Source organism: Janthinobacterium foliorum (genome assembly GCF_978021625.1).
In genome coordinates this window covers 26,091-42,084 of sequence record NZ_CDXDQE010000017.1, presented here as the reverse complement: position 1 = coordinate 42,084, position 15,994 = coordinate 26,091, and the positions used below count along the sequence as shown (strand labels likewise).

General features: G+C 67.5%; 14 protein-coding genes. 8 read left to right on the top strand and 6 right to left on the bottom strand.

Going from position 1 to position 15,994, the window contains the following annotated elements; genetic code table 11:
* Nucleotides 1-43 precede the first annotated feature (43 nt).
* Entirely contained in the window at nucleotides 44-418 is a 375-nt protein-coding gene (locus tag ACZ92H_RS26460; RefSeq protein ID WP_092804187.1) for a DUF8785 domain-containing protein, read from the top strand.
* Nucleotides 419-676: 258 nt separating this feature from the next.
* Nucleotides 677-1,630, top strand: a complete 954-nt coding sequence (locus ACZ92H_RS26455) for a hypothetical protein (RefSeq protein ID WP_131378945.1) — start codon at nucleotides 677-679, stop codon at nucleotides 1,628-1,630.
* A 123-nt stretch (nucleotides 1,631-1,753) separates the two neighbouring features.
* Here ACZ92H_RS26455 and ACZ92H_RS26450 read toward each other — a convergent pair whose 3' ends face one another.
* Together ACZ92H_RS26450 and ACZ92H_RS26445 are read right to left on the bottom strand one after the other, a co-directional pair.
* Entirely contained in the window at nucleotides 1,754-4,186 is a 2,433-nt protein-coding gene (locus ACZ92H_RS26450; protein ID WP_465051650.1) for a coiled-coil domain-containing protein, read from the bottom strand.
* Nucleotides 4,187-4,418: 232 nt separating this feature from the next.
* Nucleotides 4,419-5,432 (bottom strand): serine/threonine protein kinase, encoded by a 1,014-nt coding sequence (locus ACZ92H_RS26445; protein ID WP_465051651.1) that lies wholly within the window; start codon nucleotides 5,430-5,432, stop codon nucleotides 4,419-4,421.
* Nucleotides 5,433-5,535: 103 nt separating this feature from the next.
* Here ACZ92H_RS26445 and ACZ92H_RS26440 point away from each other — a divergent pair, with 103 nt between their 5' ends.
* The 6 genes from ACZ92H_RS26440 (at nucleotide 5,536) to ACZ92H_RS26415 (ending at nucleotide 11,938) form a co-directional block, all read left to right on the top strand.
* The gene (locus tag ACZ92H_RS26440; protein WP_102294997.1) at nucleotides 5,536-6,234 is read left to right on the top strand and encodes a UPF0149 family protein; all 699 of its coding nucleotides are present in this window, start codon (nucleotides 5,536-5,538) and stop codon (nucleotides 6,232-6,234) included.
* Between the two features lie 78 nt (nucleotides 6,235-6,312).
* Nucleotides 6,313-7,248, top strand: a complete 936-nt coding sequence (locus ACZ92H_RS26435) for a LysR family transcriptional regulator (RefSeq protein WP_152283732.1) — start codon at nucleotides 6,313-6,315, stop codon at nucleotides 7,246-7,248.
* Between the two features lie 180 nt (nucleotides 7,249-7,428).
* The gene (locus tag ACZ92H_RS26430; protein ID WP_465051652.1) at nucleotides 7,429-8,973 is read left to right on the top strand and encodes an MFS transporter; all 1,545 of its coding nucleotides are present in this window, start codon (nucleotides 7,429-7,431) and stop codon (nucleotides 8,971-8,973) included.
* A gap of 27 nt (nucleotides 8,974-9,000) precedes the next feature.
* The gene (locus ACZ92H_RS26425; protein WP_465051653.1) at nucleotides 9,001-10,071 is read left to right on the top strand and encodes an HlyD family secretion protein; all 1,071 of its coding nucleotides are present in this window, start codon (nucleotides 9,001-9,003) and stop codon (nucleotides 10,069-10,071) included.
* On the top strand, nucleotides 10,068-11,507 hold the full coding sequence (locus ACZ92H_RS26420; RefSeq protein WP_465051654.1) for an efflux transporter outer membrane subunit: 1,440 nt from the start codon (nucleotides 10,068-10,070) through the stop codon (nucleotides 11,505-11,507). Before ACZ92H_RS26425 ends, ACZ92H_RS26420 begins: the two co-directional genes overlap by 4 nt.
* Nucleotides 11,504-11,938 (top strand): hypothetical protein, encoded by a 435-nt coding sequence (locus ACZ92H_RS26415; protein WP_465051655.1) that lies wholly within the window; start codon nucleotides 11,504-11,506, stop codon nucleotides 11,936-11,938. The genes ACZ92H_RS26420 and ACZ92H_RS26415 overlap by 4 nt, the downstream gene beginning before the upstream one ends.
* Nucleotides 11,939-11,959: 21 nt before the next feature.
* On the opposite strand, the gene ACZ92H_RS26410 is transcribed toward ACZ92H_RS26415, so the two are convergent.
* The 4 genes from ACZ92H_RS26410 to ACZ92H_RS26395 are packed head-to-tail and all read right to left on the bottom strand — an operon-like array spanning nucleotide 11,960 to nucleotide 15,841.
* Complete coding sequence (locus ACZ92H_RS26410; protein WP_465051656.1) at nucleotides 11,960-12,748, bottom strand: ATP-binding cassette domain-containing protein; 789 nt, start codon at nucleotides 12,746-12,748, stop codon at nucleotides 11,960-11,962.
* A gap of 11 nt (nucleotides 12,749-12,759) precedes the next feature.
* On the bottom strand, nucleotides 12,760-13,785 hold the full coding sequence (locus tag ACZ92H_RS26405) for a FecCD family ABC transporter permease (protein WP_465051657.1): 1,026 nt from the start codon (nucleotides 13,783-13,785) through the stop codon (nucleotides 12,760-12,762).
* 35 nt (nucleotides 13,786-13,820) lie between these two features.
* Nucleotides 13,821-14,756, bottom strand: a complete 936-nt coding sequence (locus ACZ92H_RS26400) for a heme/hemin ABC transporter substrate-binding protein (protein WP_131378954.1) — start codon at nucleotides 14,754-14,756, stop codon at nucleotides 13,821-13,823.
* The gene (locus ACZ92H_RS26395; RefSeq protein WP_465051681.1) at nucleotides 14,744-15,841 is read right to left on the bottom strand and encodes a hemin-degrading factor; all 1,098 of its coding nucleotides are present in this window, start codon (nucleotides 15,839-15,841) and stop codon (nucleotides 14,744-14,746) included. Before ACZ92H_RS26395 ends, ACZ92H_RS26400 begins: the two co-directional genes overlap by 13 nt.
* Nucleotides 15,842-15,994: the final 153 nt, after the last annotated feature.

Genomic DNA, 15,994 nt, shown 5'->3' with positions numbered 1-15,994 from the left:
CGTCTGCCCCCGGGTTTTCTTCAATTTAACGATAAAAGTCAACATGACCCCTACGACCAAAAAAGTCACCTTCGCCTTCGTCATCTTCCTCGTGGCCGGCTTCCTGCTGCTGGCGGCCTACACGTGGATGGCCCTCAGCTTCTCGTACTCGGAAGGCGAACGGGCGGGCTACCTGCAAAAGTTCTCCAAGCGGGGCTGGATTTGCAAGACCTGGGAAGGTGAACTGCTGCTGACGGCGCTGCCGGGCACCATCCCGGAAAAATTCCAGTTCAGCGTGCGCGACGAGGAAGTGGCAAAGCAGCTGACGGCGGCCGCCGGCAAGCGCATCCTCGTCACCTACAGCCAGCACAAGGGCGTGCCGACGCAATGCTTCGGCGAGACGGAATACTATGCCGACAAGGTCGTGTTGAGCCAATAATACCCGCCATACCGCGCCGGCCGGCCATTCCAGGCCGGCGCTCTCCTCCGCTACCGCCTTTTGCCCCGGTCCCTCCCTGCACAATAAATTTCCAATAAGAAATTTGTTGCGTGCCTCACACATTCTCACTTTCTTATACACTGCAGAGATTATTTCTAGATGGAATAATTTACGAATGTAGTCAATGTGCAGGATTCTTGCGTTATCGCATGACGCCCAGCCCACCTTCCGCGTGCCTCACCACCATTGGGAAACACCATGCGCCTACGCCTCTCCGTCCTGGCCCTGCTGGCCGCCATATCTCCCCTGTCCGCCCAGGCACAGGATCTGTCCGGCATGGCCGGCGCCCTGAAAGTCAACTCGACCAATGAGCGCACCTTCGTCGCCGCCATCAGCTACACGCAGCCGGTGGGCAATTACAATGCCGTCAGCCTGTCGTACATCAATGAAGGCCACCCGGAAGACCATCACCGCGACGGCATGGCGGGCCAGTTCTGGCTGCGCACGAAAAACGTGGACCAGGGCCTGATGCTGGGCGCCGGCGTGGGCCGCTATTTTTTCTTCGACACGGCCAAGACGGACGACGCGCCGCACAATTTTGACAATGACCATGGCTGGGGTTCCATCGTCAGCCTGCAGGCGCGCTGGCTGTTCGACAACCGCTGGTATGCGCAGGCGCAGATCAACCGCATCAAGCCCGATGGCAAGGACAACACCACGCATTTCCTGCTCGGCGCCGGCTACCGCTATGACGGCGTGCCGGGCGCCAAGCTGCATTTGCAAAACTGGTCGCACGACGACACTTTCACCGTCTCCACGGGCCACACCATCGTCAACAGCTTCCGCTCGGAGACCTCGACGCCCGTCACGCTGGAATACCGCCGCGCCATCGGCAAATACGTGGACTGGACGGTGACGGGCCTGAATGAAGGCAGCACCGACATCACGCGCCGGCGCGGCGTGGCCAGCCAGCTATGGCTGATCCGCTCGCTCACGGAAAAAGTGGAATTCGGCATGGGCCTTGGCCCTTACCTGGCCTTCGATCCGGAAAACAATGAAGAACACCGCGCGCGCATGGCCGGCCTGCTGTCGGCCGTGGCCCGCTACCACGTCAACCGCCGCTGGGTGGCGCAAGTGGCATGGAACCGGGTCATCACGGATTACCACCGCGATGCGGATGTGATTTTAGTGGGGGTGGGACGGAAGTTTTAAGGGGAGCAAATGGCCAACCCTGGGCAGGGACCGGGGCCGGTCGCTGCGCGATGGGAGCGCAGCCCATTGGACCGGGTTCCCCTGTAAGGTCCGCCCCCGGCTGCCACCGGGCTGGCATTGCGCCTAGCGCGAACGCCAGACGGCGCCCGCCGATTCATTCGGCTGCGTCAGGCGCTCGATCACTTCGCGCGTCAGGCTGGCCGAACTGACCTGCTCCGCCTTGGCGCGGGCGGCGGCCAGGGAGCTGGAAAACGCGCTTGGCTGCTGCTCCAGGCTGGCGCGCATGGCGACCAGTTCGCGTTCCTGCTGCTGGGCGCGGAGCATATCCAGTTCCAGCAACTGCTGCTTGGCCTCGGCCATGGCGCGCGTCGTCTCGGCGGCCTTGCGCTGCAAGGCGGCGTGGGCCTGGGCGCTGGCCAGCAGGGCATGCTGGGCTTCCAGCTTGTCGCTCGCGGCCTGCTGCGCCGCCGCTTCCAGCTGCTCGCGCTGGCGCATGGCATCGAGCGCCTGCTGCTCCATGAGCGCGCGCGCTTCGGCGGCCGCCGTCGCCTGCTTTTCCGCTTCCAGGCGGCCGGCGATGGCGTTCGATGCGCGCTCCTCGGCGGCCGTCGTCTGGCGCTGCTGCACCAGCTTTTGCGCGATCAGCGCCAGCGACTCGCGCTCGGCGGCGACGAAATCGCGTTCGGATGCCAGCAGCGCATCGGCGGCCCGGGCTTTTTCCTCTTCCACGCGGGCCCGTTCGCTGTGCACCTGGCCCAGCTCCACGGCCAGGCGCGCCTGCGCCTGCACGGCCTGCGCTGCCGCCGCTTTCTGTTCGCCTTCGACCAGCGCCTGGTCCATCAGGATGCGCATGGCGTTGGCTTCCTTGTCAGCTGCCTGCTGCAAGGCCTGTTCCGCCGCCTGCTGGGCGCGCAGCAGTTCCGCTTGCGCCGCCTCGGCGGCGATGCGTTCCTGCGCCGCGTTGAAGGCCAGCGCTTCGGCTTCCAGCTTGTCTTTCAGGGCCGCGATGGCCGTCTGTTCGGCGGCCACGCGTTCCTGTTCCGCCTGTGCCAGGCGTGCCGCCTCGCGTGCTTTTTCCTGCGCCAGCTGCGACGCCTGTTCCTGCGCAGCCAACTGCGCCGTGCCGGCATCGACCGCGGCCTGTTCGGCATCATTCACGCTGGCGGCCAATTGCGCCGCTTGGCGTGCCTGCTCGGCGCGGGCATGCGCCAGGCTGGCGGCGCGGCGCTGCTCGTCCAGTTCCAGCGCGGCGGCAATGGCTGCCGCCTGCTCGGCCGCTTCGCGCGCCTTGGTTTGTTCCAGTGCCGCCGTTTCCGCTTCCAGCTTGGCGTGGCCGGCAATTTCCGCATCCTGTTCGGCCGTCACGCGGGCCAGCGCCACGGCGCGCAGCTGGCGGTCCACTTCGATGCGCGCTTCCGTGGCGGCCAGGATGCGCACGTCGGCGTCGCGGCGCGCCTGCGCGCTGGCGGCGGCCACCATTTCCAGGCGTTCGCGGTGGATGGCCGCGTCGCGCAACTCCTTTTCCGTCTGCAGGCGCAGGTGCAAGGATTGCGCCGCATGGCGTTCCGACTCGGCCTGCGCCAGGGCGATGGCTTCGCGTTCCTGCTCCAGGTGCGCCAGCGCGCGCGCCTCTTCCAGGGCGCGCACTTCGGCGGCGGCGCGGTTGAAGGCCGATTCCAATGCGATCTGGTCGGCGCGCTCGCGCTGCACCGTCAATTCCAGCGCTTCGCTTTCCGCTTCGGCCAGCATTTGCGCCGTCTGGCGCGCGCCGTGGGCATGCCGCTCGCGTTCGCGGGCCAGCACGGCGACGCGGGCGTCCGCCGAAGCGATGCCCACCATTTCTTCCTTGGCCGCCTGCACGGCGGCGACGCGCTCGACGGCCTGCAGGCGCGCCTGCTCCGTCTGCACCTGCAATTCTTCGGCGGCGCGGGCGGCCTGCTCGGCCAGTTCCGACTGCACGGCCACCTGCTCGCTGGCGCGCAAGCGGCTTTCCTGCTCGGCGCGGGCGCGCTGTTCGGCGGCCAGGCGGATTTCGTTGTCCGATTCCACGCGGGCGCGCAACTCGGCCGTCTCCTGCTTGACGGCTTCCAGGCGCGCCACGCTGGCTTGCGCGGCGGCGCGCATGGTGTCGAGGCGTTCGCGGTTGGCGGCAATGGCTTCTTCGGCGGCCTGCGCATTTTGCTGCGCTGCTGCTGCCGCGGCGGCGTCGATGGCGGCGCGGTCCTCGGCCAGCGAGCGCACGCGCGCTTCGGCCAGGGCCCGGCTTTCGGCGGCGCAGGTGGCTTTCGCTTCCGCTTCCACGCGGGCGATGGCCTCGTGGATGGCTTTCAATTCCATTTTCTGACGGTCGGCGGCGGGCGGCTTGGCGTCGGCTTGCGCCTCGGGCTCTTCCTGCGGCTGCGGCGCCGTGATGGCGACTGGCGCCGGCGCTTCCGCCTTGCGCTCCAGGTCCTTGAAATCATGCAGCGAGACGATGCTGTCCTGGTCGAACTCGTCGTCGGCCGAATACGCGACGGTGAGGGAGGCGGCCTGGCGCTGGTTTTGCTGTGCTTGCATGATTTCTCGCTTATTCGGGTGAATTCCGTTGCTTATAGGAATTTATTACCACCATTATCGAGGAGTCACGCACAAAACAGCGCGGCAAGAAGAGCCTGTTTTACCGCTCTTTTCAAGAGTTGCCAAAAATTTAAGCGCCCGCGAAAATGCGCAGGGCAAGGCGCATTGCCGCAGACAGCACGAATAGTACGCCGAGGCAATGCAACGCCGCCATGGGCGTGTTATCGCGCGCTTAAATGGGCCAGAGGGGCGCTTCATCCATCAAGGCCACCTGTTCGCGCAACTCGAGGATGCGGTCCTGCCAGTAGCGCTGCGTGTTAAACCACGGGAAGGCGACGGGGAAGGCGGGATCGTCCCAGCGGCGCGCCAGCCAGGCCGAATAATGGATCAGGCGCAGGGTGCGCAGCGCTTCGACCAGGTACAGCTGGCGCGGGTCGAAGTCGCAAAAGTCTTCGTAGCCGGCCAGGATGTCGCTCATCTGGCGCACCATGTCGCCCCGCTCGCCCGACAGCATCATCCACAGGTCCTGGATGGCCGGCCCCATGCGGCTGTCGTCGAAATCGACGAAGTGCGGGCCGGCGTCCGTCCACAGCACGTTGCCGCCATGGCAGTCGCCGTGCAGGCGCAGCACGGCCACATCGCCGGCGCGGTCGTAGCAGCGCCGCACGCCATCGAGCGCCTGCTGCGCCACGCTGGCATACGCAGCCAGCAGCTCGGTCGGAATGAAGTCGTTCGCCAGCAGGAAGTCGCGCGGCTCGACGCCGAAGGTGGCCGGATCGAGCGCCGGGCGCTCCTTGTAGGCGGAAAGTGCGCCGACGGCGTGGATGCGGCCGATGAAGCGGCCTATCCATTCCAGCGTGTGCGGGTCGTCCAGCTCCGGCGCGCGGCCGCCGTGGCGCGGGAAGACGGCGAAGCGGAAGCCCTGGAACTGGTGCAGGCTGCTGCCCTTGATTTCCAGCGCGGGCACCACCTGGATTTCGCGCTCGACGAGCTCCGACACGAACGCGTGTTCTTCCAGGATGGCCGCGTCGCTCCAGCGCCCGGGGCGGTAAAACTTCGCCACCAGCGGCGCGCTGTCCTCGATGCCCACCTGGTAGACGCGGTTTTCATAGCTGTTCAAGGCCAGCAGGCGGCCATCGCCGCGCAAGCCCACGCTGTCGAGCGCGTCGAGCACGCAATCGGGGCTCAAGGCGGAAAAGGGATGGACGGGCCGGTCGTCCTCGTGCGGCTGGTTTTCATTGTGCATGAGCGACATTGTAAGGCGCGCGCGGGCCGCCGGTGCAAACACTTCGGCGGCAAGCCGCGGCAAAGCGTATACTGGCGGCTTACATTCAAGAAAAGAGCAAGCCATGCAACTCGAACAGCCATTATCAGAAAAAGAATTTGACGAATTAGACCAATTCCTGTTGTCGGACCGGTGCTCCGAAGACGCCATGACCATGGATATGCTGCACGGCTATCTGACGGCCGTGGCCATCGGCCCGGAACCGATCATGCCGGCAGAATGGTTGCCGCGCGTCTGGGGCGAAGATGCCGAAGATGCGCCGAAATTCAAGAACAGCAAGGAAGAAGAACGCATCGTCAACCTGATCATGCGCTTCATGAACGAAGTGCTGGTAACGTTTGAAGTGGCGCCGAAAGAATTCGAAGCCCTGTTCGTCGAACACGACTACGAAGGCCAGACCCTGATCGACGCCGAAGCCTGGTGCTGGGGCTTCTGGGACGGCATGGAGCTGCGTCCGGGCTCGTGGAACGAAATCTGGGACTCCGAAGTGGCCGAGCTGATGCAGCCGATCTACCTGCTGGGCGCCGACGAAATCAAGGAAGAAGAGCTGAAACTGGTGGAAGACCCGGTCAAGGCGCACAAGCTGGCGCAGGAACTGGAAGCGAACCTGCCGGCCATCCACCGTTTCTGGGTACCGCGCCGCAAGGCTCCCGTGCAAACCCTGAAGCGCGAAGAGCCGAAAGTGGGCCGCAACGACGACTGCCCTTGCGGCAGCGGCAAGAAGTACAAGAAATGCTGCGGCGCCGAGCCGGCAGCCGAGTAATCGCGCAGTAACGCTCCCCTCTGCGCCGGCGTCCTGCCGGCGCAGCGCTGGCATTGGCCCCCGGGCTATAATCGCCGCATGAAACTCCCCGACCTGAACCTGCTCGTTGCCCTCGATATCCTGCTCGAGGAAGGCAGCGCCGTGGCTGCCGCGCGGCGCATGAATTTGAGCGCGCCGGCCATGAGCCGCACCCTGGCGCGCATCCGCGATGCCATCGGCGACCCCGTCTTCGTGCGCTCCGGGCGCGGCCTGGCGCCCACCCCGCGCGCGCTGGAATTGCGCGAGCAGGTGCGCGGCGTGGTGGAGCAGGCGCACGCCGTCTTCACGTCCGGCCGCGAAATCGACCTGCGCACCCTGGAGCGCACCTTCAGCCTGTGCGCCAACGACGTGTTTGTCGGCGCGTATGGCGGCAAGCTGCGCGACCTGCTGGCCAGCCATGCGCCGAACACGGTGCTGCGCTTCGTGCCCGAAGGCGACGGCGCCACGGAAAACGACGCCCTGCACTCCGGCCGCATCGACCTGTACATCAGCGCGCGGCGCGCCTTTGCACCCGACATCAAGCTGCAGCATCTGTTTTCCACCGGTTTTGTCGGCATCGCCCGCAGCGACCACCCGATCTTCGACAGCCCCATCAACCTGGACAGCTTTACCGAATACGAACATATCAGCGTGTCGCGGCGCGGCCTGGCGCGCGGCCCCTTCGATACTGTCCTGGCCGAGCGGGGCTACATGCGCAGGGTCTCGCTGATCACGCCCAATTTTCAGTCGGCCATCTTCGCCGTCGCCGATTCGCGCCTGCTGCTGCCCCTGATGCCCACGCCCCTGCTGCCCATCGTCGAGCGCCTGGGCTTGCGCCTGCGCCAGTTCCAGCTGCCCATCCCCGTCGACAAGGTCGACGTGTTCCAGGCCTGGCACCCGCGCCTGGACCACGACCATGCGCACCGCTGGCTGCGCCGCATGATCAAAGACTTGTGCATGGGGTCGGACCCTTCCGGGTCTGACCCCGGCATTTGACTGGGGGGATGTGAACCCACCAGCCAGACAACAAGCCCAACGACAAAGACCGGGGTCAGCCCCATAGGGCCCCCACCCATCATTGCGCCAGACGCAATCCAGACTTCATCAACTATCAATTTTCACAAGAGTAACCGCTACCTATACTGCGTGGACTGATACTCATCCACGGAGTTCCCTGTGTCTGCTGTCCCCATTTCCGGCGCCGTCCCCGCGGCCGCGCCGTCGTCCCCGCCACCCGCGCCGCCCGTGCCGGCTGTCTTCGGCCTACGCCTGGCCACGGGCCTGGCCGGCGTGCTGCTGGCCGTGCTGGTGTCCGGCCTGAATGAAAACATCACCAAGGTCGCACTGGCCGACATCCGCGGCGCCATGGGCATCGCGCGCGACGACGCCAGCTGGCTCGTCGCACTGTATGCGGCCGCCTCGGTATCGGCCATGGCGTTTGCGCCATGGTGCTCCGTCACCTTTTCGCTGCGCCGCCTGACGGCCACCGCCATCATCGTCTGCATGGCCGCCGGCGTCCTGTGTCCGTTCGCGCCGAACCTGTCCGTGCTGGTCGTCCTGCGCGTGGTGCAGGGCGCGGCCGGCGGCGCCCTGCCGCCCATGCTGATGACGGTGGCGCTGCGCTTCCTGCCGCCCAACATCAAGCTGTATGGCCTGGGCGGCTACGCGCTGAGTGCCACTTTCGGCCCCAGCCTTGGCACGCCGCTGGCTGCCTTCTGGACGGAATACCTGGGCTGGCAATGGGCGTTCTGGCAAGTCGTCCCGGGCAGTATCGTCGCCCTGCTGATGGTGTCCTGGGGCTTGCCGCAAGACCCGCTGCGCCTGGAACGCCTGCGCCAGTTCGACTGGCGCGGCCTGCTGCTGGGCCTGCCAGCCATCAGCATGCTGGTGGTGGGATTGCTGCAGGGCGAGCGCCTGGCGTGGTTCGCTTCGCCGCTGATCGGCGTGCTGCTGGGCGGCGGCCTGCTGTTGCTCGTGCTGTTTTTCCTCAACGAATGGTCGCATCCGCTGCCCTTCTTCAAGCTGCAGCTGCTGTCGCGGCGCAACCTGAGCCACGCCCTGCTGACCCTGGGCGGCGTGCTGTTCGTGCTGCTGGCCGTGATCCTGATTCCCTCGTCCTACCTGGCGCAGGTGCACGCCTACCGTCCGCTGCAGACGGCGCCCGTGATGCTGATGGTGGCGCTGCCGCAGCTGGTCGCCCTGCCGCTGGTGGCCGCCCTGTGCAATATCCGCGCCGTCGACTGCCGCTGGGTGCTGGCCATCGGCCTGGCTCTGCTGGCCCTGTCCTGCGTGCTGGGCGCGCGCATGTCGCCGGACTGGATACGCACGCATTTCTACCTGCTGCAAGCCGTGCAGATCTTCGCCCAGCCCATGGCCGTGATTCCCTTGCTGCTGCTGGCCACCACGGGACTGGCGCCACAGGACGGCCCGTTCGCCTCCGCCTGGTTCAACACCATCAAGGGCATGTCGGCCGTCGTCGCCACCGGCGTGCTCGATGCGCTGATCACGCGCCGCAACCATTTTCATTCGACGGTGCTCAGCGAACGCCTGGGCAACCTGCCCGGCGCCGTGGACGTACCGGGCCTGGCGCAGCGCATGCATGCGCAAGTCGTCACCCTGACCTCGTCCGACCTGTACCTCACCGTGGCCGCCATCGCGCTGGCCATGATTCTGATCATCCCCATCCTGCCGACGCGCGTCTTTCCGCCGCGCGCAGCCTGATTTCCATTTTTTAGAAAGAGCTTCACCATGCAAAAACCCATACTGCGCTCACGCGCATTTCTTCTCGGCCTGGCCCTGCTGGCCTGCGCCCTCGCCTTCACTGCCTGGCGGCTGCTGTTTTCTCCCGGCGAAGAGCAAGCCACCGATGACGCCTTCGTCAGCGCCGACTACACCGTGCTCTCGCCCAAGGTGGGCGGCATCGTGCGGGAAGTGCTGGTGGCGGACAACCAGGGCGTGACGGCGGGCCAGCTGCTGGTGCGCATCGACGACCGCGACTACCAGGCGGCCGTCGCCTCGGCGCGCGCCGACGTGGCAAGCGCCGAGGCCCAGTTGGCCACGACCCGCGCCACGGTGCAGCGCCAGCAATCGGTGATCGAGCAAGCCGCCACCCTGGTTGACGCCAACCAGGCGGAAGACACACTGGCGCAGCAGGAGCTGGCCCGCTCGACGCACCTGGCCGGCCAGGGCGCGGGCAGCGTGCAAAGCGCGCAGCAGGCGCAGTCGCGCTTCGACGTGAGCCGCGCGCGCCTGGCGCAAAACCGTGCCGCCCTCGTCGCCACTCGCAAGCAGACGGAAATTCTGCAGGCGCAGCAAGGCGCGGCCGAGGCGGCCCTGCTGCGCGCCCGTGCCGGCCTGCAGCGGGCCGAACTCGACCTGTCGCACACGCAGCTGCGCTCCCCCATCGACGGCACCGTGGGACGCCGCGCCGTGCGCGTCGGCGCCCTGGCGGCTCCCGGCGCCAGCCTGCTGGCCGTGGTGCCCCTGAACCGCACGTTCGTCGTGGCCAACCTGCAGGAAACCCAGCTGACCCTCGTGCGCCAGGGCCAGCGCGCCAGCATCGCCGTCGACGCCTATCCGGGCGTGCTCCTGCGCGGCACGGTGCACAGCATCGCGCCCGCCACGGGCGTGACGTTTGCCGCCATCGCGCCGGAAAACGCCACCGGCAACTTCACCAAGGTGGTGCAGCGCATCCCCGTCAGAATCGCGCTCGATCCCGGCCAGGATGGCGACAGCCGCCTGCGCGTGGGCATGTCGGCCGAAGTGCGCATCGATACGGCCATGCGCCGTCAGGACATCCAGCAGGTGAGCGCGCGATGAAAGCACTGATATTCTTCACAGCCCTGGGCCTGGCCGGCTGCGCCAGCGTCGGCAGCGACTTCCAGCGTCCGCACAACGACCTGGGACAGCAATGGCGCCAGGCGGAGCATGCCCGCTTCGCCGCAAGCGAGGATGCCGCCATCGAGCAGCGCTGGTGGGACGGCTTTGGCGACGCCACCCTGTCCTCCCTGCTGCAGCGCGCCGCCGGCGCCAACCTCGACGTGCTGACGGCAACCAGCCGGCTGGAACAAAGCCGCGCCGCGCGGGGCGTGGCCGGCGCCGCGCAAGGCCCGTCCCTCGGTGCAAATGGCGGTGTCAGCCGCGCGCGCAACAGCGAACAAGGCTTGAGCGACCCGTCGCGCCACGACGGCCAATCCGCCTACAGCCTGTGGCAAGGCAACCTCGATGCGGCCTGGGAACTGGACCTGTGGGGCCGCGTGCGGCGCGAAGTGGAGGCGGCCGACGCGCGCGTCGAAGTGGCGCTGGAAACGCAGCGCGGCGTGCTGCTGGCCGTGCTGGCCGAGACGGCGCGCGACTACATCGAGCTGCGCGGCGCGCAGCAGACCCTGGCCATCACGGAGCAATTGCTGGCGACCGCCCGCCATACCCTGGACCTGACCCGCATCCGCCTGCGCGAAGGCGTGGCGACGCAGCTCGACGAGGCCGAGGCAGCGGCCCACGTGGCCACCATCGAAGCGCGCCTGCCCCCATTGCAGCAGCGCGAAGCGCGCCTGGGCAATGCCCTGTGCCTCCTGCTGGCGCTGCCGCCGCGCGCCTTGCAGGCGGAACTGGGGGCCGGCATGGCCATCCCCGCCGTGACCATGCAGGTGCAGCTGGGCGTGCCGAGCGGCCTGGCCGAACGCCGTCCCGACATCCGCCGCGCCGAAGCGCAGCTGCACGCGGCCACGGCCGATGCCGGCGTGGCGCACGGCGATTTTTATCCGCGCATCACCTTGTCGGGCAGCGTCGGCCTGCAAGCGATGCAGCTGTCCGACATCGGCTGGGACGCCAAGCGCTTCGCCTTCGGCCCCGGCTTCAGCGTGCCCCTGTTCGATGGCGGCCGCCTGCGCGGCAAGCTGCAATTGCGCGAGGCACAGCAGCAGGAAGCGGCCATCGCCTACCGCCGGACGGTGCTGGCCGCCTGGCACGAGGTGGAAGATGCGCTCTCGGGCTACCAGGCCAACGCCCGCCGCCATGCCAGCCTCGATGAAGCCGTCAAGCAGGGACGGCGGGCGCTGGGCAGCGCGGAACTGCAGTACCGCCAGGGCGGCACGGACCTGATCAACGTGCTGCATGTGCAAAACACGCTCTTGAACAACGAGGCGGCGCTGGTCGACAGCCGCGCCACCGCCTCGCTGTCGCTGGTCCAGGTCTACAAGGCGCTGGGCGGCGGCTGGCAGGCATTTTCAACCCCATCGCAAGGAAGCACGCCATGAAACCGCATCCCGCCCATTTTTCCATCCACGACGTCAGCGACTTTCCCATCGTGCGCTTTCGCCCTGAAACGGCCGTCACCGGCTATGCCCCGCTGTGGGAAAACGACATGGATGCGCTGCTGCGCCACGGCGAGCCGTTCGTCCTGCTGTTCGAAGAAGAGCGCAGCGATGAAGCGCACGTGGACCGCAAGCGGCGCGGCCTGTGGCTCAAGCACAACAAAGTGGCGCTGGCCGCCATCTGCCGGGGCCTCGTATCGGTCGAGAGGGATGCGCAGAAACGCGTGCAGATGCAGGCCATGGCGGCCGGCGCCATGAAAGCGTTCGGCATCCTGCAGGAGGTGGCGGCCACGCGCGAACAAGCCGACGCCCTGATGGTGTGGCTGCTGGGCAGCGGCCAGATGGCGCGGCCGCGCGCGGCCGACGTGTGGTGAGTGAGTAAGTGAGTGAGTCGCTCAGGCGGCCCTGCGCACGGCGCTTCTGGCAGGGATGACGCACACGTCGCCATCGCCGTTGGTCGCCGTCGTCAGGGCGATGCCGTACAGCGCAGCGAGCGCCGGCACGGCGCTGGCACCGCTCGCGATGTCGGCGACCAGCTGGCCCGAACGCACCAGCAGCAAGCGCTCGAAGCCCAGCAAGGCGTGGTTGATGTCGTGCAGGATGGCGATGACGGCGTGGCCGCGCGCGGCGCAAAACTGCTCCAGGCTCTCCAGCAGGTCGAACTGCAGGCCCGGATCGAGCGCGGCCAGCGGTTCGTCGACAAGTATCAGGCCGCCTTCCACATCCCACATCTGCGCGAAGATGCGCGCCAGCTGCACCCGCGCCTGTTCGCCGCCGGACATGGTATCGAGGCGCCGGCCCAGCAAATGCGTGGCGTGCGCCAGGGCGGCCGCCTCCTGCACGATGCGCTCCAGCTGCGGGTCGACGAGGCGCGCCACCCGGCCCAGGCCGATCACCAGGTCCGACAGCAGGCCGAACGCCACGTTCGCGCCTTGCGGCAGCACGGCGCGGCGCAGGGCCAGTTCCGCCAGCGGCCATTGCGCCAGCGGGCGGCCGGCAAAGACTGCCTTGCCCGCCTGCGGGCGCAGTTCGCGCGCCATCAGTTTGAGCAGGGTCGATTTGCCCGCGCCGCTGGGACCGAGGATGGCGATGCGTTCGCCCGCCGCCACCTGCACGTTGAAAGGGCCAAAATACTGCTGGCCCAATTTTGTGGTGGCGAAGCTCAGTTCTAGTAAAGGCGTCATGGTCGTCACTGCTAGGCGGTGCCGTGGCGGAAGCGCCGCAACAGCATCAGGAAGAATGGCCCGCCCAGCAGGGCCGTGAAGATGCCGACGGGGACTTCCGCCGGGATGGCCACCGTGCGCGCCAGGGTGTCGGCCGACAGCAGCAGCAAGCCCCCCATCAGCATCCCCAGGGGCAGTACCTTGCGCTGGTCGGCCCCCAGCCAGGTGCGCACCAGGTGCGGCGCGATCAGGCCGATGAAACCGATGCCGCCGCACCAGGCGACGGCAAACCCCGTCAGCGCGGCCACCAGCACGATCACCTGCGTGCGCAGGCGGCCCACGTCCACGCCCACGTGCAGGGCTTGCGCCTCGCCCAGCGCCAGCGCGTTGAGTGAGCGCATCAAGAAGCGCGTGGCCCACAGCGCGCCCGCCAGCACCAGCAGCAAGGCCGCCACCTGGCGCCAGCTGCCGGCCGACAGCGAGCCGAGGGTCCAGAACGTCAGGGTGCGCAACTGGTCGTCGCTGGCCAGGTAGATGCACAGGCCCATGACGGCCACCGTGATGGCATTCAGCGCCACGCCCGTCAGCAGCAGGCCGACGATGGAACCGGGAGTGGCCCAGCGGGCCACCCGGTCGAGCAGCAGGCAGATGAGCATGGCGCCGGCAAAGGCGGCGGCGGGCAGCAGCCACACGCGCAGCTCGGGCGCCACGCGCAGGCTGGCCGCGAAAACGATGGTGGCCGCGCCCGCGCAGGCGGCGCCGCTGCTGATGCCCAGCAAGCCAGGGTCGGCCAGCGGATTGCGGAACAGGCCCTGCGTCAGGCCGCCGGCCAGCGCCAGCGCGGCGCCGACCAGCACGGCAAACAGGGCGCGCGGCAGGCGGATATGCCACAGCACGTAGGCACCGCCGGACAGCGCTTCGTCGCCCGCCCGCAACGGCGCCAGCCAGTCGGTCCAGGTCACGGGCACGGCGCCCGCCTGCACGGCGATGACCAGGCCGCAAGCCAATGCGGCGGCCAGCAGGCCGGCGGCGCCCCAGCGGCGAATGCGCCAGGACATGCGCCAGGACACAGCCGGCGTCATCGCGCGCACAGTCATGCGGCCATGGCTTTGGCAAAGGCGGCGTCGAGTTCCGCCAGCGCCTGCGGCATGCGCGGGCCAAAGCCCAGCAGCAGCATGGCTTCCTGCGACACGATGCGGTGCTGCTTGCCGGCCGGCGTCTGCGCCAGGCCCGGCAGTTTCAGGATGCCATCCACGCCACCCGACGCTTTCAAGCCCTGGTCCGTGACGAGCACGACGTCGGGCCGCGCGGCGATCACCGCTTCCGGCGTGAGCGGCTTGTAGCCGGCGAATCCACCCTGGCCTCCCTGCCCGCCCATCACGTTGACGGCGCCCGCATACGCCAGCATGGCGTCGGCGCCCGTCTCGCGTCCGCCCACCATCACCTGATTCGGCGCATGCGCGAGGATGAACAGCACGCGCACGGGCGCATGCTGGCGCTGCCGGACTTTCGCCAGGGCGCCGCTCCACTGCTGTTGCAGGCTTTGCGCCAGGCGCGCGGCGGGGTCGGGGCGGCCCGTGATCTGGCCCACCTGCTTCACCCGTTCGAGCAAGCCTTCAAACCTGTTATTCGCGTTGAGCACCGCCACCGGCACGCCAGCGTCGCGCACCTGGCGCAGCACCGTTTGCGGCCCCGCTTCCTCGGTGGCGATCAGCTGCGTGGGCGCCAGCGACAGCACGCCTTCGGCAGACAGGGTGCGCGCATAACCCACCTGCGGCAGCTTTTGCGCCGTGGCCGGATACAGCGACGTCGTATCGACGCCCACCAGCTCCGCCTGCGCATCGAGCGCGTAGACGATTTCCGTCAGGGCTCCGCCCACGCTGACGATGCGCCGCGCTTGCGCCAGCGGCTTGCCCGCGTCGGCGACGGCGGCCAGCACCTGCATCGGCGCGGCCAGGGCCAGCGCACCCGCGCCCATTTTTTTCAGCGCGATGCGGCGCGCCACGCTGGCGGCGATCATGCGGCGCATAATTCGCCCTCCTGCGCCACGCGCTCGACGATATTGCGCCATTCGCACAGTTCATGCATGCCCGGCTTGCGCTCGCCGAAGAACATGACGATGGTGTCGCCCTTGGCGTCGAACAGTTCGACGGACGTCACCAGGCCGTCGACGGTGGGCTTTTTCACCACCCAGGCGCTGGCGACATGGTCTTCGCGCAAATGCAGGTTGAAGCGCGCATCGAGGATATTGATCCACGGCCCCATCACGGCGATCTTGTGCACGGGTCCCGAATGGATCTGGATCATGCCGGCATTGCCGACGAAGGCCATGATGGCGACTTTTTCCAGCGCGGCGTCATTGAGCAGGTCGAGCACGCAGGATTTGTCCAGCGGCTGCACGAAGCGCGATTCGGCCAGGCGCAGGCCCTGCAGGCGCGAGACCGAGTATTTTTTCAGCAAGGTGAAAAACTCGTGCGTGTCGCGCAGGTCGGCCCAGGCGGCGCGAAAGCCGGCCACGTCGATCTGCGCGTCGGGCAGTTCCGCCGGCGCCGGCGCCGGCGGCGTCACGCCCATGCCGGCCGTTTGATCGGCGGCGGCAAAGCGCGCGACCAGCGCATCATAGGCGGCCAGGTCGCTTTGCGGCTTCATGAAAATCTTGTGCACGGCATGGCCGGCCGCGTCGAAGAACTGCAGGCTGCGCTGCACTTCCTGCTCGCCCCCTTTGTCGTTTACCTCGCGCACGGCAAAGCCATGCGCCCACTGGCGGTAAAACACGCGCAGGTCGATCTCGCCGCCCAGCACCAGGCCCACGTGGTTGTTGTGGCTTGCTTGTCGATAGACGCCCGTCTTTTCATGCACGCAGGAAGCGTTGCGCGTCAGCGCCATGACCTCGCCCAGCGGCTCGAGGGCGGCAATGATGGCCGGCCAGTCGGCCTGCAGGCGTTGCGCGCCCAGCAAGGCGCCATCGGCCAGCGACAGGCCCGCGTGCGCGGCGATCAGCTCGCCTTCGGAGATGGCCAGTTCCTCGGCGATATCGCGGTGGCGCGCTTTCCTTTCGCGGCGCAGGCGGGCGAATTCGCCGGCGATCATCTCGGTATTGCAAATAGGGGGCATGCTCGTCACGGTGTCTCCTTTCAAGGCGAACACTGGCTGGCATGCGGACGGCTGGCTGGTGGTGGGGGAATCTTGACATCGATTATAAATGAGAATCATTCGCAATCAAGTGTTATTTGTGCGCGCCCCAAAAAAAGCGCCGCGGCAGGAAAC

Coding starts and splice junctions, on each gene's coding strand:
- ACZ92H_RS26460 (WP_092804187.1), top strand. CDS start 44: ATGACCCCTACGACCAAAAAAGTCACCTTCGCCTTCGTCATCTTCCTC.
- ACZ92H_RS26455 (WP_131378945.1), top strand. CDS start 677: ATGCGCCTACGCCTCTCCGTCCTGGCCCTGCTGGCCGCCATATCTCCC.
- ACZ92H_RS26450 (WP_465051650.1), bottom strand. CDS start 4,186: ATGCAAGCACAGCAAAACCAGCGCCAGGCCGCCTCCCTCACCGTCGCG.
- ACZ92H_RS26445 (WP_465051651.1), bottom strand. CDS start 5,432: ATGCACAATGAAAACCAGCCGCACGAGGACGACCGGCCCGTCCATCCC.
- ACZ92H_RS26440 (WP_102294997.1), top strand. CDS start 5,536: ATGCAACTCGAACAGCCATTATCAGAAAAAGAATTTGACGAATTAGAC.
- ACZ92H_RS26435 (WP_152283732.1), top strand. CDS start 6,313: ATGAAACTCCCCGACCTGAACCTGCTCGTTGCCCTCGATATCCTGCTC.
- ACZ92H_RS26425 (WP_465051653.1), top strand. CDS start 9,001: ATGCAAAAACCCATACTGCGCTCACGCGCATTTCTTCTCGGCCTGGCC.
- ACZ92H_RS26420 (WP_465051654.1), top strand. CDS start 10,068: ATGAAAGCACTGATATTCTTCACAGCCCTGGGCCTGGCCGGCTGCGCC.
- ACZ92H_RS26415 (WP_465051655.1), top strand. CDS start 11,504: ATGAAACCGCATCCCGCCCATTTTTCCATCCACGACGTCAGCGACTTT.
- ACZ92H_RS26410 (WP_465051656.1), bottom strand. CDS start 12,748: ATGACGCCTTTACTAGAACTGAGCTTCGCCACCACAAAATTGGGCCAG.
- ACZ92H_RS26405 (WP_465051657.1), bottom strand. CDS start 13,785: ATGTCCTGGCGCATTCGCCGCTGGGGCGCCGCCGGCCTGCTGGCCGCC.
- ACZ92H_RS26400 (WP_131378954.1), bottom strand. CDS start 14,756: ATGCGCCGCATGATCGCCGCCAGCGTGGCGCGCCGCATCGCGCTGAAA.
- ACZ92H_RS26395 (WP_465051681.1), bottom strand. CDS start 15,841: ATGCCCCCTATTTGCAATACCGAGATGATCGCCGGCGAATTCGCCCGC.